This window comes from Pseudomonas batumici, assembly GCF_036585405.1.
Classification (GTDB): Bacteria; Pseudomonadota; Gammaproteobacteria; order Pseudomonadales; family Pseudomonadaceae; genus Aquipseudomonas; species Aquipseudomonas batumici.
Map to the genome: position 1 here is coordinate 2,986,394 of NZ_CP144470.1, position 18,884 is coordinate 3,005,277.

Below are 18,884 nucleotides of genomic sequence, written 5' to 3' on the forward strand. Positions count from 1 at the left end.
CCTGGCCGGGTTGGGCAGGGGCTCGGGCGATGACTCGCTCCCGAGCCCCGGTATTCGCGCGCGGTGCCATTCGCCCATCCCCCGACCTTGCCCAGGCAAAGAGGCGCTACACTCAGAAGCGAACTCAGCAACAGGAATTGCTCATGGACGTCTCTTCCCCCCCACGCCAACAGCTCCTTCTCATGGATGACGAAGAGGACGTGCTGCTGGAACTTGCCGAGCTGCTGGAGAGCGAAGGCTTTTGCTGCTTCACCGCCACCTCCGTCGAGCGGGCCCTTTCGCACCTGACGCATCACCCGGACATCGCCCTGGTGATCACCGACCTGCGCATGCCGGAAGAAAGCGGCATGTCGCTGATCAAGCGCCTGCGTGAACACACCTCGCGCCAACACCTGCCGGTGATCGTGACGTCCGGCCACGCCGACATGGACGATGTCAATGACATGCTGCGGCTCCAGGTCCTGGAGCTGTTCCGTAAACCCATCTACCACGTGCACCTGCTGGAAACCCTCAACAACCTGTTTCCGCAGCCCAGGCTGCATCTGCTCAATCCCTCCTGATGCAGTGTCTGGACAACCCTCGGGCGCGCCTGTAAAACCTGCTCCCTGCCAGTGCGGCGCGTCAATGGACTTATTCATCAGGGGTATCTATGCAGGTAGAAAGCTTTTTCGAATGGTTGGGCCAGGCACTGGGCTCGGTGATCCGCTTTATCATCGATGGCCTCAACGGCTTCTTCCATATGCTGACCCATGCCGGCGAAAACTTTATCGACGGGTTCGCCCGCGCCCTGGGCATAAGCCCCTCGATCTTCAGCCTGCTGATCCTGGTCTTCGGCCTGATGCTGATCTACTCGGCCATCCGCGCCTTCATGCGGGCTTCCGTCTTCCTCGGCATCCTCTGGCTGTTGCTCGGGCTCTGGTTGTTGAGCTGGATCATTCATTGACGAGTCGCCCGCATGCCGTCCTTGATCGCTGACTGGCGAGACCGCCCGACCCACCGCCGTGTCTGGGCGCTTGCCGCGCCCATGATCCTGTCGAATATCTCCGTTCCGCTGGTGACGTTGGTCGACAGCAGCGTGATCGGCCATCTGCCCCATGCCCATCAGTTGGGCGCCGTGGCAGTGGGGGCCAGCCTGTATATCTTTCTCGCCTGGGCCATGGGCTTCCTGCGCATGGGCTCCACCGGTTTCGCCGCACAGGCCGCCGGACGCGGGGACGGCGCGGCGTTGCGCCAGGTGTTGGCCCAAGGGTTGTTGCTGAGCCTGGTGCTGGCGCTGTTCCTGGGGGCGATCGCCGTGCCGTTCGGCGAACTGGCGCTGGTGCTCATGCAACCCTCGAGCGAGTTGCACGAACTGACCCTGGCCTTCTTCCACACCCGACTCTTCGGCCTGCCGGCAGCGCTTGCCAGTTATGCCCTGGTCGGCTGGTTCCTCGGGACCCAGAACGCCCGCGCACCGCTGGCCATCCTGCTGGGCACCAACCTGGTGAATATCGCCCTGAACCTGTGGTTCGTCCTCGGGCTGGACTGGGGCGTGGTCGGTTCGGCTCGGGCCTCGGTGATCGCCGAATGGACCGGCGCCCTGCTCGGCCTGAGCCTGACCGGCAAGGCCCTGCGCGCCTACCCCGGGCAGATCGCCTGGGCGGCGCTGCAGCGTTGGCAGAGCTGGCGCCCGCTGCTGACGGTGAACCGCGATATCTTCATTCGCAGCATGGCACTGCAATCGGTGTTCTTCCTGATCACCGTCCAGGGCGCCCGCCTGGGCGACGCTACTGTCGCGGCCAACGCCCTGCTGCTCAACGGCCTGTTGCTCACCGCCCACGCCCTGGACGGACTGGCCCATGCCGTGGAAGCGCTCTGCGGCCACGCCATCGGCGCCCGCGATCGCGACACCCTGCGCCGTTCCCTGGTGGTCGCGGCAGGTTGGTCGCTGCTGACGAGCCTGGGCTTCGGGTTGGCATTCCTGTTCGGCGGCCATCTGTTCGTCAGCCTGCAGACCGACATCCCCAGTGTCCGCGACACCGCCTTCGGCTACCTGCCCTACCTGGCGCTGTTGCCGCTGATCGCGGTCTGGAGCTACCTGCTCGACGGCTTGTTCATCGGTGCCACCCGCGCCCGGGAAATGCGCGACAGCATGTTGCTCAGCGTACTGCTCAGCCTGCCCTGCGCCTGGCTGCTGAGCGCCTTTGGCAACCACGGCCTGTGGATAAGTTTCCTGCTGTTCATGGCGTTGCGCAGCCTGACCCTGGGTCTCTGCGCCTTGAAGCTGCAGCGCAATGACGGCTGGTTTAGCGGCTTTGAGTCAGCATCGTCGCAACAAACACCGTCAGGAACGGGCAATGGCAATGTTGTCGATTAAGCTGAACCAATGCTGAACGGGGTTGAAGTTATCAATTCAGTATTGAAGGGAATGGGACTTATTCCTAGCTTTAGAGGCGGCTTTGCGGGTGTGCGGGATAGAAGAGCACGAGTCAATTGTAAGATAGACGTTACCTGGCGGTTCAGTTGGGAAAATGGCCGTAGCCATTGAGATTCGTGGCTTTCTGAATCAATAGAGCCCACCCGCGATGTAAGCTTGTACCTTAATGTTTATTTCCCGATACAAATTATCTCAACTGAAAGGGTTGCCCGCGCCTGCCCATCAATGAGCGTTGCTGGGCGAAAACCATGCTTTTTCTGGAGAGTAATAGGTGCTAGCCTTTGATGGCTCTTTGATATCTGCTGTAAGTGGATATTAAGTTCAAGTTTTTGGTAATTCCAAATTTTAGCTACAACACCTTTTGCATGTATTCGTCTGCTCAAGGTTGGTTCGTCGTGCCAGTGATAAGCACGATGTACTTTCATCTTTCGTAAATGCCATTGAGTTGACATGTCTGACCGTAACGCAAGGAGCAGCGTTTCGCCCGAAACGCCACAACCCACAGGAAGTGAAGACAGTGGCATTGCCGCACTCGTCGTCATCGCCCAACTCTCGGGTGTCGCGGTCAGCGCCGAGCGACTCAGGAACCTGTCCGGGCTCAAGGTCCGCTCCACCGCGAGCCAGATCAACCGCCTTGCACAGACACCGCTCCCCGCTGTCTCCGAACTTCGTGATTACCGCTTCCTGGTGGTGACTAAGTGTGCGAACGATAATGTCTTGCTGTGCGACGAAGTACAACGGCGCACCTTCAAAATCAGCCTGGCCGAATCTGAACAGCCTGTAATCTGTCAGCATTACAAGCTAGCAACAGAGCATATGAAAGATTCTGCCCCGTCGCGGCCTTCATAGCCGCTTTCAACCCGTTGACTATTGTAATTTTTAATTTTAGGGGAATAGATTGAAAATCAATGAGATGGCAGTTTTTGTGGCCACCGCAGCTTTGTGCTCGACGGCATTCGCCGGAACAGACGATATAAAAGCATCGAATAATCAGTTTGAAATCCAGGCCATCTCCACGAAAGTCAACTATAAGGAAACCGCCGATGGGAGAGGAGGCACTCGCGCCGGAAAATACTACACAGAAAGCGGTCATGTCCCCGGCTTTGCATTATCTCTTTCCATGATGAATGATGTATTGTTTGATAACGACTATCTTCAATTTCAATACAGTAAAAGCGACGGACGTGTCGGATATACGGGAAATTTTGGCTCTTCGGTTGGAAAAGTTGGCTCAACCATTTCTGACTACAGTCTGCGCTGGGGAAAGGTTTTGCGCTTGACGGGGCGTTCATGATCACCCCTTACGGCGAACTTGGCCGTCATGAACAGCAGATCAAAGCTAGCTCCGACTCAACCTTCACCCACAGCTGGTATGGCGCCGGCACGCTTGTCCAATACTCGCCCTTTTCCCGTTTGGTGTTTACCGCCAATGCCTTGGTTGGGCGCACGTTCGCGGCAGACTATGATGGGAATGGACCTACTGGCTTTTCTGGTTCGCTCGGAGATTCCAATCTGTATAAAGCCGGCTTATCTACAGATTATGCATTCACGAAAAATTTTCATGGAAATGTGGGCGTCGATTACACGTCCTTTAAATATGGCAGCAGTGCTACGCACAGAGCTTCGAACGGAAGTCTGAGATGGATGCCAGAGAGCCGGACCGATGATACAACTTTAAAGATTGGGATTGGCTACGCTTTTTGAGTAGACGGACCGAAAGGGAGCAGATTTATTTCTTGGAAAAATATGTTTCGAGAATAAATCTGTTTCCTTTTTCCGGTCCCGCGGCTGATGGACAAGGGTGTGCAATCATTTTTGCACACCTCATATCGAAGGCATGTCACTAACCTCGTTGATCAAACACCAGGGATAGCAGCATGGAAGAAGATAAAACCAATATTTTGCAAGCTACCGCCAAGGCTCGAAAAGCTTTGCTGATTTTGTCGATAATATGGTTCACAGCAGTTCGGCACCATCAGGACTTCTATCCGGGGATACAGATCAGTCCGCTGCAGGAGGTCATGATTTCACTAGGGCCACCAATAGCAATCCTCATATTGGCTTGCATCTGGTATCGAATTTTCAAGTACAAACCTAAGAAATGACCCGGACGGCGGGCTGGCGATCAACCCTGGCCTGCACCTGCACTCCAGGTACGCCGCAGGTTTTCCAGACGCTCGACAGGAGAGTCCCCCAACAGACTCGTCGGAATAGGCGCAACGGGATACTCCGCACGTAAATGCAGCCAGCCATCGAGAACGCCGTACTCCCGAAACCCCTGGGCGATACCCTCCTGCACATGGCACCAGGTCCTGTCGTATTCATGACCGCTGCAACGGCTCCACTGGTAGGCATGGCGTTCCAGCAGGCAGGTCTGCAACCGGCGCTGCTGGCGGCAGCTCAGGGCTGGCAGCGCGCCGAGGACCGGGACCTCGAGCCCGGGATTGATCAGTTGCTGCCAACCGACACTGCCAATCGCCTTGTCAGCCCAGGTCCCGCCATGCCAGTACAGACAACTGATGGGGCCGAGCCAGCCGCTCAGTTCGCCAGGATCCGCCGAATCGAAGAAATAGCTGGCGGTCTGCGGGTTGTAATAGCTGAGCAAACCTTGTTCCTGCTCATCGAAGCGCACCAGCAGTATCTGCCGCAGATGGGCCAGCAACGCCGACAGCGGCGCCCGGCTGCGCAGGAACAGCCCAGGCCAGAGACCGGGGTTGGCCTGGCAGAGACGGCTCAACGGACAATCCTCGGCCAGTTGCAACAGCCGCGGAGCGACCTCACCCAATCCACGAAACGGCGTGCCATCGAACAGGTTGTAGGCCAGGTAGTGCGCGTAACGCTCCTGCAGGGCCTCGACCACTCCCGGAGCACCGGGCACATCCAGCAACAGCCACTGGCTGGATTCATCCGCCCGGCTCATGGCGCGCCCTTTCGCGAAGGCGCGCCCCGACAGGCACAATCCGGCACGACACAGTGATGATCACTGCCCCCCATGGGCCGGCCACACAGCAGCACCAGGGGATAACCGGCGTGCAGTGACTCGAGAATCGGCTCCCGACGCGGACGCTGCACGGCACCAGGCCGCCGCGTCGGCCACCGCGCATCGCCCCCCATGACAATCCGCGGGGACTGCGGATCACCGCCCTCGAAGCGCACCCATACCGGCGTGCCGACCGCCAGTGCCGAGCCGCTTTCCTCGCACTCACGCTGCAACGACGGGGCCAGCGGCAGCCAGCAAGGCACCTCCGGCGAGCCCATCCCCAGGGCAAAGGCTTCGATCCGCACCGCCACCCGCCCCTGTGCATCGAGACAGGTCCCTTGCTCGTCGGTGCCGATCACCTGCGCCCGGAACAGGCCCGGCAACAGCGAACCGGGCCGGCGCCTTCGGCCACGAAACGCCACCTCCCAGGAAGTCGCTGCAAAGGCATTACTGTAGCGCAGCCGTGGCCCGGGGGCCGCAGGCTCGCCGGGCAGGCCGTCGCCACGATGCCGAAGCCGGGTGACCAGCCACAGGCGGTTCCATGCCGCGCAAGGGTGGCCCGAAACCGGCAGATAGGCCCCGCAGGCCAAGCTGTACAGATCGCTTTCCCCCCGCGCCAGCGGGCGCCCGCGACCGGAGCGCCGACGGGCGCTGTCCGCCAGCGTGACGCACAGGTCCAGCACGCCAGGGCCGATCTCGTCAGCGAAGCACGCCCGATGAGTCCGCCGGAACGCCCCCTGATGATCGGCAAAGACCAGCAGGTGGACCTCCCTGCTGTGCTGGAAATGGAAATGGATGCCCTCTTCCGCACAGAGCCGCTGCACGAACGCCAGGTCCGATTCCTCGTACTGCACGCAATAGTCCCGCCGGGCATAGTGGCCCCTGAGCGAGAAGCGCACGGCGTCGTCGCCCAGGCCATGCTCCTCAAGCACCCGGGCAATAATGTCCGGGACCGAGCACTGCTGGAAAAGTCGCCGGCCGAAGCGCTGTGCCAGGCAACCCAGGCGAGGTCCCAGGGACAGCCGGCAATGGCCCCGCGCCAAGCCCTGGAGTGTCAGGTTGACGCCCTGTATCTGGCCGTGAAAACCGGTGTTTTCAGCCCCCAGCGCCAGGTAGCAACTGCGGTACATCAACCCGGCCAGGTCCAGTTCGCCCTCTTCGTCCAGGACATCCAGCTCAAAGGCAAAGAGTTCGTCGATCGCCTCCGTGCCGGTAAATGCGGTGACAATCAGGGAATGGGACAAGCCCGCGACATCCAGCCGAAAAAACGGCTCGTTGACTGGATCGAACATTGGCTTTCCTCATACGTGGGCCCAACCGGGATTCTCGCCGAGAGACAAGGCCGAGTAGAGGGCCGAAGTAGAGTTAGAGAAAAAACCTACGCAAAACACGGAATACGGGAAGCCATCATCTTGACTCCAAGGCATAAAAAACCCACCGCGGAGGGTGGGTTTTTAACAAACAGACATTGCCTACAAGCTCGCAGGAAACAACCAAATTCAAACAAGGCCATTTCCTAGGAACTATTGGCGCAGCCTCATGAAGACAGGTACGAAGAGCGGGTCAGCCCCAGGCGCAGGGCATCCAGGTACTGGGTACGCTCCTTGACACTGATGTTCGCGCTGGCGACTTTGTCGCGGTAGTGCGTCATCAGTTCCTCCGGCGACAGGTGCACATAACGCAGCATGTCTTCGATGGTGTCGTGGGTTTCGATACCGGCGTGGTAAACGCTGCCATCCGCGTTCTGGTAGATGTTCACCGAGTCGGTATCGCCGAACAGGTTGTGCATGTCACCGAGAATTTCCTGGTAGGCGCCCACCAGGAAGATCCCCAGCAGGTAGTCCTCACCGTCGTTCAGGGCGTGTACCGGCAGGCTGGTCTCGATGCTCTGCTCGTCGACGTATTGCTTGATCTTGCCGTCGGAGTCACAGGTCAGGTCCTGCAGCACGGCGCGGCGCAGCGGCTCTTCGTCGAGACGGTGCAGCGGCAGGATCGGCAGGACCTGGCCGATGGCCCAGGTATCCGGCAGGCTCTGGAACACCGAGAAGTTGCAGATGTACTTGTCGGCCAGCTTGTCGTTGAGCTCGTCGAGCACCTGGCGGTGCGAACGCTGGCGGGCCTTCAACGAGTTGTGCAGGCGCCGGCACACGGCGAAATAGCATTGCTCGGCCAGGGCTTTCTCGGCCAGGGTCAGCTTGCCGTCGGCGTACTGGGTGGCCACGTCGCTCATGTAGTGCGTGGCGCGCCAGTAGGTTTCGGTGACCATCTCGATATCGGTCGGCCCCAGCAGCTCCACCAGCCACTGCACGGTTTCCGGCAGGTTCTCCGGGTTCTCGATGTGCGGCACGTCGTCGTTGTGTTTCTCGACGTCGGTCACCTGCACCACCAGCATGGCGTGGTGGGCGGTCAGCGAACGGCCGCTTTCGGAGAAGATGTTCGGATGCGGCAGGTTCTGCGCATCGCAGAATTCCTTGAGCATGCCAACCACGACACCGGCGTAGTCATCCATGTCGTAGTTGATCGAGCTGGCATTGCGCGAGTGGGTACCGTCGTAGTCCACCCCCAGGCCGCCGCCGACGTCGATGTGGTCCACCGGCAGGCCGAGGTTGCGCAGTTCGCCGTAGTAGCGGATCGCTTCCTTGAAACCGTACTGGTAGTCCGCCAGGTTGGCGATCTGCGAGCCCATGTGGAAGTGCAGCAGGCGAATGCCCTGGTCCAGGCCGGCGTCGCGGAAACGCTCGACCACCGACAGCAACTGCGCCGCCGAGAGGCCGAACTTGGACTTTTCGCCACCGGTGTCGGCCCACTTGCTCGAGGCCAGGGACGACAGGCGCACCCGCAGGCCGATCCGTGGCTTGACCTTGAGGCTGGCGGCCTCCTCGATCACCAGTTCGACCTCGGACTCTTTCTCGATCACGATGAACACCGTGTGGCCGAGCTTCTGGCCCATCAGCGCCAGGCGAATGAACTCGCGGTCCTTGTAGCCGTTGCAGACGATGGTGCCGCCCTTCGGCGCCAGGGCCAGCACCGCCAGCAGCTCCGGCTTGGAACCGGCTTCCAGGCCGATGGAGACGTTCTGGGTGGCGATGATGTTCTCGATCACCGCTTCCTGCTGGTTGACCTTGATCGGGTACAGGGCGGTGTACTTGCTCTGGTACTCCAGACGTTCGATGTTGGCGTCAAACGCCCCGGTCAGTTGGCGAACGCGGTCCTGCAGGATATCCGGGAAGCGCACCAGCAACGGCAAGGACAAACCGCTCTTGCGCAGTTCGTCGACCTGCTCGAAGAGGTCGATGGGCGAACTGTTCGGACCGTTCGGACGAACCTCGACGCGACCGGCGTCATTGATCGCGAAATACCCGGCCCCCAATGGCGAATCCCATAAACACTGCGGCTGTCCGCAACTGTCCATTGGCTGCCATCGTCTTTGCGTGTGCGTCGTACGGACATCGAAGTCCCCTATAAAGAAGTCAAATAGCGCCGCCTGGGTCCAGGCTGCGCGCAGTCTAAAGAATGAAAATGACGATTCGCCTGCATACAGGGCGTTATGACCCTGAATCCAGCGCCGAGTTTAGGCTCTGTACGATAACTGCCTGCGCGACGATCATGCTGCGTTAAAAACAGGCTCGGAATGCTCATTGACAACAGTCAACTCCGCTTCCTCGCCTGTTTTTGCCTTGCCTGATCGCCGCTCGGCGAGTTCTCGTACTGACCCCTAGAAGCTGTTCGGAAACAGGCTCTGTGAAAACCCTGGGGACGACAGCCCGGCCTCGTTCAGCCCGGCAGGTCACTTCACAGTGGTTTTCACAGAGGCTGCTAGCCGCCGGACTTCTTCGCCTTGAAACCGTGTTTAACCAGTTCGGCCAGCAGCAACTCGACGTGATCGCCCTGGATCTCGATGACGCCGTCCTTCAAGGCACCACCGGTCCCACAACGTTTCTTCAACGTCGTCGCCAGCTCCTTGAGGGCCTCTTCGGCCAGTGGCACGCCGGTGATGGTGGTCACCGTCTTGCCGCCACGACCCTTGCTTTCGCGACGCACGCGGGCAATGCCGTCGCCGGCCGGGAGAACGGTTTGTTTGCAGATGCAGGCGGCCACCGGCTGGCTACAGTCCGGGCAATGTCGACCTGCGTCGGTGGAGAACACCAGGCCACCGAGGGCGGCGAAGGATGCGGCTTTTTTGGCCACCGGTAATCCTCTTGGGAGGACTAAAGACTGGTCGCACCCCGGGAGGGGCCTGCGACCGCGAAGCCCCACTCAGGCAGGGGCAGCGCAACTGCAGCGGGCAATGCCGCCACAGCTTTTGAAAGGCGCGCAGTGTAACGGCAAAAAGCCCTCGGCCCAATAGCCAATCGGCGCCAATTGATGAAGCTTTTGCGACGTCGCCGCCGCGTTATTGCAGATAACGTTTCAACGCCGCCAGGGAGTCCGGGCAATAGGGCTTTTCAAGGGTTTCGCGCAGCGCCTGGTCAACCGGGATAAAACGCGCTTCGAGGACCTCTTCCGGCTGCAACCGCAGCGGCCCGTCCCAGACCGCGCTGAACACCGCGCACCAGAGACGGTTGTCCGGCTGGTCGAAGAAAAAGTGCTCGTGCTCGGTCAGCGGCACGCCACTGACGCCCAGCTCCTCTTCCAGCTCGCGGGCGGCGGACTCGGCGTAACTTTCGTCCGCCTGGACCATGCCGCCGGCGGCCACGTCCCAGTAACCGGGGTAGATGGCCTTGCTCAAGGTGCGCCGGTGCACGCACAGCTCACCGGCGGAGTTGAACAGCAGGATAAAGGTGCCGCGCCCGATCAGGCCGCGCTCGCGCAACTCGGACCGGGCCAGGGCGCCGAGCAGATGGTCATCGGCGTCGACCCAGGCGATCTGTTCGGCGTCGGAGGCGGCGCGGTGCCGGGCCTCCTTCGAAGCATTGTCCATGGCTCAGCCCTGGTTCAGCAGTTGACGCAAATCGATCACTGCGGCGTTGGCGCGGGAAATGTAGTTGGCCATCACCAGCGAGTGATTCGCCAGGACGCCGAAGCCACTGCCATTGAGGATCATCGGGCTCCACACCCGTTGCTGCGACGCCTCCAGTTCACGAATGATCTGCCGCACGCTGACCGTGGCGTTCTTCTTCGCCAATACATCGGCGAAGTCGACTTCGATGGCCCGCAGCAGGTGGGACAGCGCCCAGGCCTGGCCGCGCGCCTCATAGAACACGTCGTCGATCTGCAACCACGGGGTTTCGACGATTTCCTCGTCGACCTGCGGCACCTGCCCCGGGATCACGCTTTCGGTTTTCAGCGCGGTGTTGAGCTTGACCCGCCCGACGCTGGCCGACAGGCGCTGGGACAGCGAGCCCAGGCGGGTTGCCACATCGCCGAGCCAGTTGTTCAGGTTGTCGGCACGGGCATAGAACTGCGCGGTGCTCTGGTTCGGGTCGGACAAACGGGCCTGGTAGCGGCTCAGGGAGTTGATCCCTTCCTGGTACTCCGACTCGCTGGACGGCAGCATCCAGCTCTTGTTGTCGAAGTTGAAGCGCGGCTCGGCCTTGGCCAGGTCGGCATCTTCAGCCGATTGCGACTGGGAGCGGGCGAAGTCCTTGCGCAGGGCGCGGGTCAGGTCGCGGACCTGAACCAGCACGCCGTATTCCCAGTGGGGAATATCGTCCAGCCAGACGCCCGGCGGAAAGCGGTCGTTGGACAGGTAGCCACCGGGCTTGTTCAGCAAGGTGCCGGCCACGGTCTTGAGGGTTTCGACCGTGGTGTAGCCCACCACCATCTTGCGACCGTCCTTCTCCGCGGCCAGTTGCGCATTCTGCTGCACCGGAAACAACGCCGGCTCCTGGCTCCAGTACCAGCCGATCAGGATCGTGACCAGCAGGTACAGGCCCAGCAGCGTCGCCAGCGCACGACTGAACAGCATCCCGCGAAAGTAACCGTGGGTCGCCGACTTGGGGGCGGCGGCACGCTCCGGCGCGCTGTCTTCGCGTTTTTTCCAGTCCAGCATGGCTCTATCCTTTTCCTGAATTCATCGGTTCGACCACAACCCTGCTCCATCGTGCCTTTCCTGTCTTTACAGCAGGCCAGGGACACGGCAGCGTTGCCATCCGTGCGAGCACTATAAATCAAGCCCCGACAGGACGCCTCCTCGATACGATCTATCCGCTCTTGTTGTGGGATAACACTCGCCATTGACCGGCGGGTCACCAAATGAATGAGGTTAATTGACGTACGACACCGCCATTGACCCAAAGAGCTGCTAGCATAGAGCCATCAGTCGACCCCAGCCGTTCCTCCCCTTACTAGTAGTCAGGATATGACCGAGCCAGAAGACCCCAGCCGCGAGCGCCTCAAGCAGCACTTTGCCCAGCGGGTCATTCACCAGGCCCGGCAGATCCTCGAGATCTGGCAACGCCTGCAGCGCAGCGAATGGTCGAGCGCCGACATGTCCGAGCTGAGCGAGGCCAACCTGCGCCTGCTGCGCTTCGCCGAACGCTTCGAACAACCCGAGCACACCCAGCTGGCCCGCCACATCGGCCACTCCCTGGAAGCGGTAGGGGCCAACCGCGGGCGCCTGAGCAGCGGCCTGATCACCGAACTCAACCGCCTGATGCAGCGCCTGTCGCGCACCGGCCTGCGCCACGGCGACCAGCTCGAACAGACCTTCCTGCCGCCGCTGCGCAAACCCGTCTATGTGATGCTGCAAGACCACGACCGCGCCGAGCGCCTGGCCAAGCAACTGGAGTTCTTCGGGCTCAGCGCCCAATCGCTGGACAGTGTCGCGGCGTTCCGTTCGTCAATGGCCGAGCGCCTGCCTTCGGCCATTGTCATGGATGTCGACTTCAGCGGCGCCGGCATGGGCCTGCACCTGGCCGCCGAAGCGCAGCTCGGTCTGGAACACAAGCTGCCGCTGCTGTTCTTCAGTCTCCACGAAACCGACACCCCGACCCGCCTCGCCGCCGTGCGCGCCGGCGGCCAGGAGTTCCTCACCGGCACCCTGGAAGCCTCCAGCCTGCTGGAGAAGATCGAGATCCTCACCTGCGTCGCCCAATACGATCCGTACAAGGTACTGATCATCGACGACTCGCGGGCCCAGGCGCTGCACACCGAACGCCTGCTCAACAGCGCCGGGATCGTCACCCGGACCCTGATCGATCCGATCCAGGCCATGGCCGAGCTGGCGGATTTCCAGCCCGACCTGATCATCCTCGACATGTACATGCCGGCCTGCACCGGCACCGAGCTGGCCAAGGTGATCCGCCACAACGACCGTTATGTCAGCGTGCCGATCATCTACCTGTCGGCCGAGGACGACCTGGACAAACAGCTCGACGCCATGAGCGAGGGTGGCGACGACTTCCTGACCAAGCCGATCAAGCCACGCCACCTGATCACCACAGTGCGCAACCGGGCCGCCCGGGCGCGCAACCTCAAGGCGCGGATGGTCCGCGACAGCCTCACCGGCCTGTACAACCACACCCATATCCTGCAACTGCTCGAAGATTGCAGCTTCCGCGCCCGCCGCGAATGCAAGCCGCTGAGCTTCGCGATGCTCGACATCGACCACTTCAAGCGGGTCAACGACAGCCACGGCCACCCCATGGGCGACCGGGTGATCAAGAGCCTGGCGCTGTTTCTCAAGCAACGCCTGCGCAAGACCGACTTCATCGGCCGTTATGGCGGCGAAGAATTCGCCATCGTCATGCCCGACACCGACATCGAGTCGGCCTACAAGGTGCTGGATGAAATTCGCCAGCGCTTCGCGGAAATCCACTACCCGGCACAACCGCAGGACCTGTGGTGCACCTTCAGCGCCGGCGTGGTCGAACTGCAGGCCGATTCCGACAGCCTGATGATGGCCACCCAGGCCGACGAAGCGCTCTACCGCGCCAAACATGCCGGGCGCAACCGGGTGCAAGCGGCAAGGCAAAGTGCCAGCTTTTCATCGGATTCCACCGACTCCGTCATGACCCTGTAACAAAACAGCAATAACTTCAGGCACTTACCACTCTTTGTCGTGGATAGAATCCTGAATGCGCCTGAAGCTGCTGACCAATCTCAACACCCTGCTGCTCGTCGCCGTCTGCCTGGCGCTCGGCGCCACGCTCTGGTGGTCGCAGCAGGCGCTGGAGCGCCCCTACCAGCTGATGGAGCGTTACCTCAGCCTTTCGCAACAGTTCCAGAACCAGGCCGCGCGCAATATCGAAGACTACCTGGGCAGCGGTGACGCCTTGCGCCTGAGCAGTGCGAGCCAGGCCATCGAACAACTGGAAAAGGAACTGGGGGCCCTGCCGGCGGACATGACCGCCACCCTGCGCCCCAGCCTCGCCGCCCTCAACGACTTCAGCAAGACCGACCTGCTGGCCGCCGGCAAGCTGGCCGGCGATCCCCAGGCCCTGCTGCTCCAGGCCGAACGCGAGCTGGGCGGCAACCTGGACCAACTGAGCCAATACGCCACCGGGGCCAAGACGCCGGAAGCGGCCGCCTACCTGCCGCCCTTGCTGGCGGCCTCGTCGCACCTGGCCAAGCTGAGCCTGGCGCGGGACAAACTGGTCAGCAGCGGGCGCAGCGAACTGGCCGCCGACGTCGAGCGCGAGCTGGCGAGTATCCGCGGCCAGGCCGAACAACTCGAAGCCCTGCCCTTGCTCGGCGTGACCGCCAGCAGCGAATCCAACACCGATGATTTCAGCGCCATGATGGGCCTGGGCAATAGCGAAAAGGCCGCAGCCCAGGACACCGGCGTCGACCTCAAGCGCGAACTGCACAGCCTGCTGACCCGCTACCCGGCGGAACTGGCCCGTACCCGCGAGCAGATCCAGAAGCGCGCGGACCTGGCGAGCGCGACCCATCTCAAGATCAACGCCGTGCAGCAAGGGATTGCCGCGCTGGAGCCGGTGGTCCGTGCCCAGCATGGCAAGATCCAGGGCGAGGTCAGGCTGATGCAGGGTGTGATGATCGGCTTGATCCTGCTGATCGCCCTGCTGATCGACACCCTGCAGCGCAAGCTGGCCCGGGTCCTGAGCAACCTCGCGCCGGCGCTGTCGACCTGGGCCGAAGGCGACTTCAGCCGGGATATCCAGCTGGGCAAGACCAACCGCGAACTGCATGACATCGAAGCCTCGCTGAACCGCCTGCGGGCGTATCTGGTGGACCTGGTGGGCACCATCCGCCAGAACGCCGAGGAAGTCGCCGGCAGCAGCCGCGCCCTGGCGGACCTGAGCGGCGGCCTGCATACCGGCGCCGAGCGCCAGGCCGGCGACACCGCGCAGATTCGCGACGCCCTCGGCGAGCTGGAAGCGACCATCCAGCAAGTGGCCGGCGATGCCAGCCAGGCCGCCGATGCCAGCCGCAGCGCCGGCAGTGCGGTGGAACACGGCCAGAAGGTCATCGGCCTGAGCCTGACCGGCCTGCATGCGCTGGTGGGTGAAGTCCAGGGTAACGCCCAGATGATCGAGCAACTGGCCGAGGAATCGGCCACCATCGGCGGCGTGCTGACGGTGATTCGCTCGATTGCCGACCAGACCAACCTGTTGGCCCTCAACGCCGCCATCGAAGCCGCCCGCGCCGGGGAAATGGGCCGTGGTTTCGCCGTGGTGGCCGAAGAGGTACGCAGCCTGGCGCAACGCACGGCCGGGGCCACCGGCGAGATCCAGACGCTGATCGCCGGCCTGCAGAGCGCGGCGCGGCAGTCGGTGGAAGGCATGCGCGCCCAGGTCGAGCATGCCGAGGCCACGGCCAGCCAGGCGCAGGCCGCGGATGGGGCCCTGGACAAGATTGTCGGGGCGATCCAGACCATTGCCGACACCGCGGTGCGCATCGCCGATGTCACCGCCCAGCAAAGCGGCGCGGTCAGCGAAATTCGCGATCACAGCGAGCGTATTCACCAGTTGGGCGGCGACAACCTGCTACGCATCGGCGAAGGCCGCAACCAGGGCGAACACCTGCTGGTGCTGGGCGGACAGTTGCGTACCGCCGTGCAGGCGTTTCGCGTCTGACATACCCGCCACTCGGGAGCGAATGACCGGATCCAACACCGCGGTCACAAATTTCGCGCGAATATCGGTTATCGTGCTGGCTATTGCAGAGAACTGGACAGTCACAAAGTCTTTGGGGCATAGTCGCCGGGTTTTGACACCTGCCCACAGATAACAAGGAACAGCAGATGGCGACGCTTCTGGTTCTGCACGGCCCCAACCTGAACCTGCTCGGCACCCGCGAGCCGGGTGTCTATGGCGCAGTGACGCTGCCCGAGATCAACCAGGACCTGGAGCGCCGGGCCCGCGAGGCCGGGCACCATCTTCTGTACCTGCAAAGCAACGCCGAGTACGAACTGATCGAGCGGATCCACGCCGCCCGCGGCGAAGGCGTGGACTTCATTCTGATCAATCCGGCGGCTTTTACGCATACAAGTGTCGCATTACGTGACGCGCTGCTGGCGGTGAGCATCCCATTCATCGAAGTGCATTTGTCGAACGTGCACAAACGCGAACCTTTCCGCCATCACTCCTACTTTTCAGATGTCGCTGTGGGAGTGATCTGCGGCCTTGGCGCCAGCGGTTATCGACTGGCCCTGGAGGCCGCCCTGGAACAGCTTGAATCACAGGCTAAACACCCCTGACCGACCCTTGGGAGTTGACGATTAATGGATATCCGTAAAGTTAAGAAACTGATCGAGTTGCTGGAAGAGTCCGGTATCGACGAGCTTGAGATCAAGGAAGGCGAAGAGTCCGTACGCATCAGCCGCCACAGCAAGACCCCGGCGCAGCAGTACTACGCACCGGCACCGATGGCCGCGCCTGTCGCCGCCGCTCCGGTTGCCGCGCCTGCGGCAGCGGCAGCAGCTCCAGCCGCTGCGGCCGCCCCGGCACTGAACGGCGCAGTAGCCCGTTCGCCGATGGTCGGCACCTTCTATCGCAAGGCCTCGCCAACCTCCGCCTCTTTCGTCGAAGTCGGCCAGAGCGTGAAGAAAGGCGACATCCTGTGCATCGTCGAAGCCATGAAGATGATGAACCACATCGAAGCCGAAAACAGCGGTGTGATCGAATCCATCCTCGTCGAAGACGGCCAGCCGGTTGAGTACGACCAACCGCTGTTCACCATCGTTTGAAGCGCGGAGAGCCAACGATGTCGAAACCTGCGAAGTTGGAAAAAGTCCTGATCGCCAACCGCGGTGAGATTGCGCTACGGATCCTGCGCGCGTGCAAGGAACAGGGCATCAAGACCGTCGCTGTCTACTCCAAGGCCGACAAGGAGCTGATGCACCTGGGCCTGGCGGATGAGTCCGTGTGCATCGGCCCGGCGTCTGCCGCCCAGTCCTACCTGCACATCCCGGCCATCATCGCGGCGGCGGAAGTGACCGGCGCCACGGCGATCCACCCGGGCTACGGCTTCCTCGCGGAAAACGCCGACTTCGCCGAACAGGTCGAGAAATCCGGTTTCGCCTTCATCGGCCCGCAAGCCGACACCATTCGCCTGATGGGCGACAAGGTTTCGGCCAAGGACGCCATGATCAAGGCCGGCGTACCGACCGTTCCCGGTTCCGACGGCCCGCTGCCGGAAGACGAGGAAGAAGCCCTGCGCATCGGCCGTGAAGTCGGCTACCCGGTGATCATCAAGGCCGCCGGCGGCGGTGGTGGTCGCGGCATGCGCGTGGTGCACAAGGAAGAAGACCTGATCGCCTCGGCCAAGCTGACCCGCACCGAAGCCGGCGCGGCGTTCGGCAACCCGATGGTGTACCTGGAAAAATTCCTCACCAACCCGCGTCACGTGGAAGTCCAGGTGCTGTCCGACGGCCAGGGCCACGCCATTCACCTGGGTGACCGCGACTGCTCGCTGCAGCGCCGCCACCAGAAGGTCCTGGAAGAAGCACCGGCCCCGGGCATCGACGAAAAGGCCCGCCAGGAAGTCTTCGCCCGCTGCGTCAAGGCGTGCATCGACATCAACTACCGTGGCGCCGGCACCTTCGAGTTCCTCTACGAGGACGGCCGCTTCTACTTCATCGAGATGAACACTCGCGTGCAGGTGGAACACCCGGTATCGGAAATGGTCACCGGCATCGACATCCTCAAGGAGATGCTCAGCATCGCCGCCGGCAACCCGTTGTCGTACACCCAGGACGACGTGGTCATCCGCGGTCATGCCCTGGAGTGCCGGATCAACGCCGAGGACCCGAAGAAGTTCATTCCGAGCCCAGGCACCGTCAAGCATTTCCACGCACCGGGCGGCAACGGCGTTCGCGTCGACTCGCACCTGTACAGTGGTTATGCGGTACCGCCGAACTATGACTCGTTGATCGGCAAGCTGATCACCTACGGCAAGGACCGTGACGAAGCCATGGCGCGCATGCGCAACGCCCTGGACGAAATCGTGGTCGACGGGATCAAGACCAACATCCCGCTGCACCGCGACCTGGTTCGCGACGAAGGCTTCTGCAAGGGTGGCGTGAACATCCACTATCTGGAACACAAGCTCGCCCACCAGTGAGTGCGTGACCCGCTCGACAAGGCCGCTTGATTGCGGCCTTGTCGTTTTTGAATACCGCCCGGGGCGCCGCTCAAGTAGACTTGCGCGTTTCTCGCAGCCCCCAGCGGTTGCGCACTCCATTTTTGCAAAGGTGCCCGCCATGCCTTGGCTGCAAGTACGCCTGGCCATCAGCCCGGAACAAGCCGAAACCTACGAAGACGCCTTCCTCGAAGTCGGCGCCGTTTCGGTCACCTTCATGGATGCCGAAGATCAACCGATCTTCGAACCGGAACTCAACACCACCCCGCTGTGGTCCCACACCCACCTGCTGGCCCTGTTCGAAGGCGGCACCGACGCGACCAGCGTGCTCGCGCACCTGGAACTGCTGACCGGAGCCCCCCTGCCCGAGCACCACAGCGAAGTGATCGAGGACCAGGACTGGGAACGCAGCTGGATGGACAATTTCGAGCCGATGCGCTTCGGCCGCCGCCTGTGGATCGTCCCGAGCTGGCACGCCGCACCGGAACCGGACGCGGTCAACCTGCTGCTCGACCCGGGCCTGGCCTTCGGCACCGGCACCCACCCGACCACCGCGCTGTGCCTGGAGTGGCTCGACGGCCAGGACCTCAAGGACTGCAGCGTGCTGGACTTCGGCTGCGGCTCGGGGATCCTGGCGATTGCCGCCCTGCTGCTGGGCGCCAGGGAAGCGGTCGGCACCGACATCGACGTCCAGGCCCTGGAAGCCTCCCGCGACAACGCCGGACGCAACCATATCGCCGAAGAACTGTTCCCCCTGTACCTGCCGCAAGACCTGCCCCAGGTCCAGGCCGACGTGCTGGTGGCCAACATCCTCGCCGGCCCCCTGGTGTCCCTGGCCCCGCAGCTGTCCACCCTGGTCAAACCCGGTGGGCGCCTGGCGCTCTCGGGGATTCTCGCCGAACAAGGCGCGGAAGTCGCCGCCGCTTATGCCCGGGATTTCGACCTGGACCCGATTGCCGATCGTGATGGCTGGGTGCGCATCAGTGGCCGTCGGCGCTAGAA

At 62.1% G+C, this 18,884-nt stretch carries 18 protein-coding genes and 1 pseudogene; 13 read left to right on the top strand and 6 right to left on the bottom strand.

Features of this window, described 5'->3' with window-relative positions; translation table 11 throughout:
* The first annotated feature begins 143 nt into the window (after window positions 1–143).
* From NUH87_RS13530 to NUH87_RS13560, 7 genes are all read left to right on the top strand, one after another.
* Window positions 144–560 (top strand): response regulator, encoded by a 417-nt coding sequence (locus NUH87_RS13530; RefSeq protein WP_084614797.1) that lies wholly within the window; start codon window positions 144–146, stop codon window positions 558–560.
* An 89-nt stretch (window positions 561–649) separates the two neighbouring features.
* Window positions 650–943: a hypothetical protein gene (locus tag NUH87_RS13535; protein WP_040063997.1), complete on the top strand. Its 294-nt coding sequence runs from the start codon at window positions 650–652 to the stop codon at window positions 941–943.
* Between the two features lie 12 nt (window positions 944–955).
* Complete coding sequence (locus tag NUH87_RS13540; RefSeq protein WP_338526340.1) at window positions 956–2,356, top strand: MATE family efflux transporter; 1,401 nt, start codon at window positions 956–958, stop codon at window positions 2,354–2,356.
* A 510-nt stretch (window positions 2,357–2,866) separates the two neighbouring features.
* A complete protein-coding gene (locus tag NUH87_RS13545; protein ID WP_338526341.1) occupies window positions 2,867–3,265 on the top strand; it encodes a hypothetical protein in 399 nt (132 codons plus the stop codon).
* Window positions 3,266–3,314: 49 nt separating this feature from the next.
* Complete coding sequence (locus tag NUH87_RS13550; protein ID WP_338526343.1) at window positions 3,315–3,710, top strand: hypothetical protein; 396 nt, start codon at window positions 3,315–3,317, stop codon at window positions 3,708–3,710.
* Window positions 3,707–4,120: a hypothetical protein gene (locus tag NUH87_RS13555; protein WP_338526344.1), complete on the top strand. Its 414-nt coding sequence runs from the start codon at window positions 3,707–3,709 to the stop codon at window positions 4,118–4,120. Before NUH87_RS13550 ends, NUH87_RS13555 begins: the two co-directional genes overlap by 4 nt.
* Window positions 4,121–4,293: 173 nt before the next feature.
* The gene (locus NUH87_RS13560) at window positions 4,294–4,521 is read left to right on the top strand and encodes a hypothetical protein (RefSeq protein WP_338526346.1); all 228 of its coding nucleotides are present in this window, start codon (window positions 4,294–4,296) and stop codon (window positions 4,519–4,521) included.
* A gap of 20 nt (window positions 4,522–4,541) precedes the next feature.
* Here the strand turns inward: NUH87_RS13560 and NUH87_RS13565 are convergent, their stop codons facing one another.
* The 6 genes and pseudogenes from NUH87_RS13565 to NUH87_RS13590 form a co-directional block, all read right to left on the bottom strand.
* Entirely contained in the window at window positions 4,542–5,336 is a 795-nt protein-coding gene (locus tag NUH87_RS13565) for a DUF4123 domain-containing protein (protein WP_338526347.1), read from the bottom strand.
* Complete coding sequence (locus tag NUH87_RS13570; protein ID WP_338526348.1) at window positions 5,333–6,688, bottom strand: contractile injection system protein, VgrG/Pvc8 family; 1,356 nt, start codon at window positions 6,686–6,688, stop codon at window positions 5,333–5,335. Before NUH87_RS13570 ends, NUH87_RS13565 begins: the two co-directional genes overlap by 4 nt.
* Window positions 6,689–6,933: 245 nt before the next feature.
* Window positions 6,934–8,846: pseudogene (gene speA, locus NUH87_RS13575) on the bottom strand (arginine decarboxylase).
* Window positions 8,847–9,212: 366 nt separating this feature from the next.
* Window positions 9,213–9,584 carry a translation initiation factor Sui1 gene (locus NUH87_RS13580; RefSeq protein ID WP_040063990.1) on the bottom strand — a complete coding sequence of 124 codons (372 nt, stop codon included), beginning with the start codon at window positions 9,582–9,584 and terminating at the stop codon, window positions 9,213–9,215.
* Window positions 9,585–9,789: 205 nt separating this feature from the next.
* Window positions 9,790–10,317, bottom strand: coding sequence for an NUDIX hydrolase (locus NUH87_RS13585; RefSeq protein WP_338526350.1), 528 nt, complete (start codon window positions 10,315–10,317; stop codon window positions 9,790–9,792).
* Between the two features lie 3 nt (window positions 10,318–10,320).
* Window positions 10,321–11,388, bottom strand: a complete 1,068-nt coding sequence (locus tag NUH87_RS13590) for a DUF2333 family protein (protein ID WP_338526351.1) — start codon at window positions 11,386–11,388, stop codon at window positions 10,321–10,323.
* A 309-nt stretch (window positions 11,389–11,697) separates the two neighbouring features.
* Here NUH87_RS13590 and NUH87_RS13595 point away from each other — a divergent pair, with 309 nt between their 5' ends.
* The 6 genes from NUH87_RS13595 to prmA all read left to right on the top strand — a co-directional run bounded on the left by NUH87_RS13595 (window position 11,698) and on the right by prmA (window position 18,882).
* Window positions 11,698–13,359 (top strand): PleD family two-component system response regulator, encoded by a 1,662-nt coding sequence (locus NUH87_RS13595; protein WP_338526352.1) that lies wholly within the window; start codon window positions 11,698–11,700, stop codon window positions 13,357–13,359.
* Window positions 13,360–14,827: 1,468 nt separating this feature from the next.
* Window positions 14,828–15,376: a methyl-accepting chemotaxis protein gene (locus NUH87_RS31270; RefSeq protein WP_422393940.1), complete on the top strand. Its 549-nt coding sequence runs from the start codon at window positions 14,828–14,830 to the stop codon at window positions 15,374–15,376.
* 167 nt (window positions 15,377–15,543) lie between these two features.
* On the top strand, window positions 15,544–15,999 hold the full coding sequence (gene aroQ, locus NUH87_RS13605) for a type II 3-dehydroquinate dehydratase (RefSeq protein WP_040063984.1): 456 nt from the start codon (window positions 15,544–15,546) through the stop codon (window positions 15,997–15,999).
* 24 nt (window positions 16,000–16,023) lie between these two features.
* On the top strand, window positions 16,024–16,488 hold the full coding sequence (accB, locus tag NUH87_RS13610) for an acetyl-CoA carboxylase biotin carboxyl carrier protein (protein ID WP_338526355.1): 465 nt from the start codon (window positions 16,024–16,026) through the stop codon (window positions 16,486–16,488).
* A 17-nt stretch (window positions 16,489–16,505) separates the two neighbouring features.
* The gene (gene accC / locus NUH87_RS13615) at window positions 16,506–17,864 is read left to right on the top strand and encodes an acetyl-CoA carboxylase biotin carboxylase subunit (RefSeq protein ID WP_338526356.1); all 1,359 of its coding nucleotides are present in this window, start codon (window positions 16,506–16,508) and stop codon (window positions 17,862–17,864) included.
* 139 nt (window positions 17,865–18,003) lie between these two features.
* Window positions 18,004–18,882 (top strand): 50S ribosomal protein L11 methyltransferase, encoded by an 879-nt coding sequence (gene prmA / locus NUH87_RS13620; RefSeq protein WP_338526357.1) that lies wholly within the window; start codon window positions 18,004–18,006, stop codon window positions 18,880–18,882.
* Window positions 18,883–18,884 lie beyond the last annotated feature (2 nt).

Coding starts and splice junctions, on each gene's coding strand:
- NUH87_RS13530 (WP_084614797.1), top strand. CDS start 144: ATGGACGTCTCTTCCCCCCCACGCCAACAGCTCCTTCTCATGGATGAC.
- NUH87_RS13535 (WP_040063997.1), top strand. CDS start 650: ATGCAGGTAGAAAGCTTTTTCGAATGGTTGGGCCAGGCACTGGGCTCG.
- NUH87_RS13540 (WP_338526340.1), top strand. CDS start 956: ATGCCGTCCTTGATCGCTGACTGGCGAGACCGCCCGACCCACCGCCGT.
- NUH87_RS13545 (WP_338526341.1), top strand. CDS start 2,867: ATGTCTGACCGTAACGCAAGGAGCAGCGTTTCGCCCGAAACGCCACAA.
- NUH87_RS13555 (WP_338526344.1), top strand. CDS start 3,707: ATGATCACCCCTTACGGCGAACTTGGCCGTCATGAACAGCAGATCAAA.
- NUH87_RS13560 (WP_338526346.1), top strand. CDS start 4,294: ATGGAAGAAGATAAAACCAATATTTTGCAAGCTACCGCCAAGGCTCGA.
- NUH87_RS13565 (WP_338526347.1), bottom strand. CDS start 5,336: ATGAGCCGGGCGGATGAATCCAGCCAGTGGCTGTTGCTGGATGTGCCC.
- NUH87_RS13570 (WP_338526348.1), bottom strand. CDS start 6,688: ATGTTCGATCCAGTCAACGAGCCGTTTTTTCGGCTGGATGTCGCGGGC.
- NUH87_RS13585 (WP_338526350.1), bottom strand. CDS start 10,317: ATGGACAATGCTTCGAAGGAGGCCCGGCACCGCGCCGCCTCCGACGCC.
- NUH87_RS13590 (WP_338526351.1), bottom strand. CDS start 11,388: ATGCTGGACTGGAAAAAACGCGAAGACAGCGCGCCGGAGCGTGCCGCC.
- NUH87_RS13595 (WP_338526352.1), top strand. CDS start 11,698: ATGACCGAGCCAGAAGACCCCAGCCGCGAGCGCCTCAAGCAGCACTTT.
- NUH87_RS31270 (WP_422393940.1), top strand. CDS start 14,828: ATGATCGAGCAACTGGCCGAGGAATCGGCCACCATCGGCGGCGTGCTG.
- aroQ (WP_040063984.1), top strand. CDS start 15,544: ATGGCGACGCTTCTGGTTCTGCACGGCCCCAACCTGAACCTGCTCGGC.
- accB (WP_338526355.1), top strand. CDS start 16,024: ATGGATATCCGTAAAGTTAAGAAACTGATCGAGTTGCTGGAAGAGTCC.
- accC (WP_338526356.1), top strand. CDS start 16,506: ATGTCGAAACCTGCGAAGTTGGAAAAAGTCCTGATCGCCAACCGCGGT.
- prmA (WP_338526357.1), top strand. CDS start 18,004: ATGCCTTGGCTGCAAGTACGCCTGGCCATCAGCCCGGAACAAGCCGAA.